Source organism: Citrobacter sp. MGH110 (assembly GCF_001037515.1).
Lineage (GTDB): Bacteria > Pseudomonadota > Gammaproteobacteria > Enterobacterales > Enterobacteriaceae > Citrobacter > Citrobacter portucalensis.
This window is the reverse complement of sequence record NZ_KQ089836.1, coordinates 9,606-13,671: the sequence shown is the minus strand read 5'-3', so window position 1 is coordinate 13,671 and position 4,066 is coordinate 9,606. Positions and strand designations below refer to the sequence as shown.

Annotated in this window: 5 protein-coding genes; 4 read left to right on the top strand and 1 reads right to left on the bottom strand. The window is 49.7% G+C overall.

The genetic code is table 11. From position 1 onward, the window contains the following. Positions 1 to 95: 95 nt before the first annotated feature. From SK38_RS23365 to SK38_RS23355, 3 genes are all read left to right on the top strand, one after another. Positions 96 to 311, top strand: a complete 216-nt coding sequence (locus SK38_RS23365; RefSeq protein ID WP_000137422.1) for an MbeD family mobilization/exclusion protein — start codon at positions 96 to 98, stop codon at positions 309 to 311. A 736-nt stretch (positions 312 to 1,047) separates the two neighbouring features. Next, positions 1,048 to 1,584 (top strand): hypothetical protein, encoded by a 537-nt coding sequence (locus SK38_RS25290; RefSeq protein WP_048237141.1) that lies wholly within the window; start codon positions 1,048 to 1,050, stop codon positions 1,582 to 1,584. A gap of 4 nt (positions 1,585 to 1,588) precedes the next feature. Beyond that, positions 1,589 to 2,179: a tetratricopeptide repeat protein gene (locus SK38_RS23355; RefSeq protein ID WP_053069355.1), complete on the top strand. Its 591-nt coding sequence runs from the start codon at positions 1,589 to 1,591 to the stop codon at positions 2,177 to 2,179. Between the two features lie 95 nt (positions 2,180 to 2,274). On the opposite strand, the gene SK38_RS25080 is transcribed toward SK38_RS23355, so the two are convergent. Beyond that, positions 2,275 to 2,691: a hypothetical protein gene (locus tag SK38_RS25080; RefSeq protein ID WP_142908665.1), complete on the bottom strand. Its 417-nt coding sequence runs from the start codon at positions 2,689 to 2,691 to the stop codon at positions 2,275 to 2,277. A gap of 1,018 nt (positions 2,692 to 3,709) precedes the next feature. Here SK38_RS25080 and SK38_RS23350 point away from each other — a divergent pair. Then, the gene (locus SK38_RS23350) at positions 3,710 to 4,033 is read left to right on the top strand and encodes a MobC family plasmid mobilization relaxosome protein (protein ID WP_126289757.1); all 324 of its coding nucleotides are present in this window, start codon (positions 3,710 to 3,712) and stop codon (positions 4,031 to 4,033) included. The last annotated feature ends 33 nt before the right edge of the window (positions 4,034 to 4,066 follow it).

Genomic DNA, 4,066 nt, shown 5'->3' with positions numbered 1-4,066 from the left:
GCCGGAGGTTTCTTATCCTGCCGCCGGGGATGCAAACCGAAGCCATCCCTTACGACGGGACGACATGGATCCGCCTGAAACAGGAGTAGCGGAAGATGACAGAGCTGGAAAAGCAGTTGCTGAGCGCATTAGAGCAGCTACAGCAGGACTACTCGCAAAGGCTGGACGAATGGGAGAGCGCCTTCGCGGAATGGCGGAGCATGTGTGGGCTTATGCAACGGGAGAACGCGGTGCTGAACGAGCGCGTGTCGGACTTGAGCACGCAGGTGCTGAGTTTAAGCGAGCAGCTGCGCCGCTTGTCCGGGAACTGAATGCCATCGAGCTCCGGCAGAGGGAGAATGAGTATCAGAAAACACTGGAGCTGGAGCGCCAGCCGCAGAAAACCTACCGCGGGCCGACACTTTAAACCATCCAGACAGCTGACAACCCGCACGAAGAGGGACTCTTACTTCTCCCGCTAAATAGGTTCGTGATCAAAAAGATCACGGCCTATACCTGGGGGGGAATTATGAAATTGCTTAACGTCATTGAAGCTGTACTTAACTGCCTGTATCTGGCGGCCGGGCTGTGGGACTGGCTGGAGAAGCATTTACCTGTTTTTAAGGCGTTCGCGCTGATTTTAGTGTGACTTTACACGCCATGCATCTGGCTGCATGGCTATGCAGCCGGGTAAAATTTATCTGTCACGAACGGGGCGGTGTATCGGGTGGTTTGTTGCCGGTTTTACCTGACTGCCGCCCCGTTTGTGGCGAACCCGTCCGGAGCGGTGCCGACAAGAACTCTTATGTTAAATGCGGCGGTGTGGCGGGTTCATACTTCACACATCATGTTGTCACTCAGACTGAGTCCAGAGAGAAAAAGCCCTCCGGCCGAAGTCGAGTAGTGTTTTACTTGTTTTTTTGCAGTTCTAGGAGTAATGGTCGTAGTAGTTAAGCTAGTTATTTGTATATATCTTGTAGTTTAGTGTTGAGCTCTTCCGTTTTTGATGCTAAAAAGATTGTCATTACGCGGTGACTTGCCTTTTTTAAAACAAAAATGGAGATATCTATGTTTGATACTGACTGCATTACTGTTCTTACAGCTAGGGGTATTACTGAGATTTTAAATAGTGGAGGAAGCCAAGCTTGGAGACTTGATGCTACTCACGTAGCTAAGCTTCCGTACCTGGTTTGCGTCCAAAATTCGAAAAAAGACTGGGGTAGTCAGGAGGCTAAGCATCATCATGCATTTATGATCGGGAAAATATCCGGAGTAAGTCGAGCCCCTGAAAACCCTAAGCGCTGGATCATAAATATTGATTCCTATGCTGAAATTGATATCCCTGGGCAGTGGGACGGCAATCGTAATCCAGTCTCCTATAGAAAACTTGAAGACATGGGAATTGATATCTCTAAAGTGGATTTCCAACCCCTACCTAAAGAGGATTCCTTAGTCTTGAATACGATAAAAGGCGGGGATGAATATGATGAGTATGAGGAGGATAGCAACAGAGTTAGGCCGATAAATCTAAAAGAGGCTAAAGCAGGGTTGGCTTTATATTTTGGTGTGAATGAGGATGATATTCAGATCACAATTAAGGGATGACCTTATGCCGTCACTCTCTGTTGAGCGCTGGTTAGCACTAGCTACTGCTGGAGATAGCCAGGCTAGATTTCATCTGGGTAAGATATTCTCATGCGGTCTTGGTGTGCATCAGGATTATAAGCAGGCTATATACTGGTTTCAGCTTGCAGCTGAGCAAGGCCATGATGATGCCCAGTTTAGTCTTGGTTTGGCATATCATCTGGGGTTAGGTGGATATAAAGATGCTCAAAAAGCTTCGGAATGGTATCAGAAAGCTGCTGAGCAAGGTCATGCAGAGGCTCAGTTTCAGCTTGGAAGGCTGTATACTTTCTCTGATTTAAGAAATGATGCGTTAGCAGTCGAATGGTTTCTCTGTGCTGCGAAGCAAGACCACAGTAGTGCCCAATTTAAACTTGGCTGGATGTACCATCTCGGTATGGGCGTTGAGCAAAGTGATAGGCAGGCTTTCCATTGGTTTATTCTGGCCGCTGAGCAAGATCATGCAGGAGCTCAGGCATCTCTTGGTGAGATGTATAAACATGGATGGGGGGTCGAGCAAGATGATGTTGCTGCGCAGGATTGGTTTTATCGTGCCAGAACCATGCACTATCCCTAAACCCGCCCTGTGCGGGGTTTTTTACGCCTACGTGTAAGAGGCTTGCGGAGCTGGCTTCTGCCGATTCATAACAGGGATGTTATGGTAAATAACACTTAATCATTATCAACGGAGTTATTAAAGGTTGCGGCGAAGCCTTTTAATGGGGTTTCTGATATGTAATTAGCAAACTTGACCATGTGTGGGTATTTTATTGCTATGTTCCTACATATTGCGTCAAATGTCGGTGTTGAATACTCTAACTCTTCAACGGTTTTTTTGACCATTGAATACTTGCTGGGATATCTCCCCCCTCTTTTAATAAGATATTTTTGAGGATGATTTTGTCCGTGATAGTTCATCTGGAGGCAATATTTCACGGTGTAGTATCTAACAACGCCATGACCATGGTTGTATGTGGATGTTATTAATCCATTTGAGCAAGAGTATTTTTCTAATTTATCGTAAAGCTCTTTTGTAATAACTAAAGAACCAATACGCCCCTCACGCACTTCTGTTATTGAAAAAGTCATATTTAAGCTCACTTTTTTACTCTGAATATAACCTGTTAGAGAGGATTTTCTTGAGATCATCCGTCTGTCGTCGTAGTCTCTTATCCAGAAACGAAAAAACCACCTGGGGAGGTGGTTTTTCGAAGGTTCAGTAAGTTGGGGAACTTCTGAACCGTGGTAACAGGGTGTACAAGACCGCTGCCACCAAATTCGTCCTTCCAGTTTAGCCGTAGTTTGGCTCTAACTTCAAGAACTCTGCATCAGTAATCTCTTGTACACCCTCTACCAATGGCTGCTGCCAGTGGCGCTTTGTCGTGTTTTTCCGGATTGGACTCAAGTTGATAGTTACCGGATAAGGCGCAGCGGTCGGACTGAACGGGGGGTTCGTGCATACAGTCCAGCTTGGAGCGAACTGCCTTCCCGGAACTGAGTGTCAGGCGTGGAATGAGACAAACGCGGCCATAACAGCGGAGTGACACCGGTAAACCGAAAGGCAGGAACAGGAGAGCGCACGAGGGAGCCGCCAGGGGGAAACGCCTGGTATCTTTATAGTCCTGTCGGGTTTCGCCACCACTGATTTGAGCGTCAGATTCTGTGATGCTTGTCAGGGGGGCGAAGCCTATGGAAAAACGGCTCCGCCGTGGCCTTCTCGCTTCCCTGTTAAGTTTCTTCCTGGCATCTTCCAGGAAATTTCCGCCCCGTTCGTAAGCCATTTCCGCTCGCCGCAGCCGAACGACCGAGCGTAGCGAGTCAGTGAGCGAGGAAGCGGAATATATCCTGTATCACATATTCTGCTGACGCGCTGGTGCCACCTTTTTCTCCTGCTACATGAAGCACTTTCATAAAGTGTTACTCCGCCGTAACATATTAAGCCAGTATACACTCCGCTAGCGCTGCGTGACTGGTTCAGGGCTGCGCCCCGAAACCCGCCAAAAGCCTGACGCGCCTGCGGCTTGTCCAACCCCGCGCCGACCGGGAAAGGGTTTCCCGCCCGTCCCGGCGTTATCAGGAGACCGGTTTGTCAGAGAAACGGAACAAGATGCTCACGATGTGGGTGACCGAAGATGAGCACCGCCGTCTGCTGGAACGCTGCGACGGTAAACAGCTCGCGGCCTGGATGCGGCAGACCTGCCTGGACGAAAAGCCTGCGCGCACCGGAAAGCTCCCCTCAATCTCGCCGGCGCTGCTGCGCCAGCTTGCCGGCATGGGCAATAACCTGAACCAGATAGCCCGCCGCGTTAACGCCGGCGGCGGCACCGGCCATGACAGGGTACAGATTGTGGCGGCGCTGATGGCCATCGATGCCGGGCTTGAGCGGCTGCGGCACGCCGTTCTTGAGAAAGGAACGGACGATGATCGTTAAATTTCATCCACGCGGTCGCGGCGGTGGCGCCGG

Excerpts from the sequence above, each read along its gene's own strand:
- SK38_RS25290 (WP_048237141.1), top strand. The coding sequence starts at position 1,048 with ATGTTTGATACTGACTGCATTACTGTTCTTACAGCTAGGGGTATTACT.
- SK38_RS23365 (WP_000137422.1), top strand. The coding sequence starts at position 96 with ATGACAGAGCTGGAAAAGCAGTTGCTGAGCGCATTAGAGCAGCTACAG.
- SK38_RS23355 (WP_053069355.1), top strand. The coding sequence starts at position 1,589 with ATGCCGTCACTCTCTGTTGAGCGCTGGTTAGCACTAGCTACTGCTGGA.
- SK38_RS25080 (WP_142908665.1), bottom strand. The coding sequence starts at position 2,691 with ATGACTTTTTCAATAACAGAAGTGCGTGAGGGGCGTATTGGTTCTTTA.
- SK38_RS23350 (WP_126289757.1), top strand. The coding sequence starts at position 3,710 with ATGCTCACGATGTGGGTGACCGAAGATGAGCACCGCCGTCTGCTGGAA.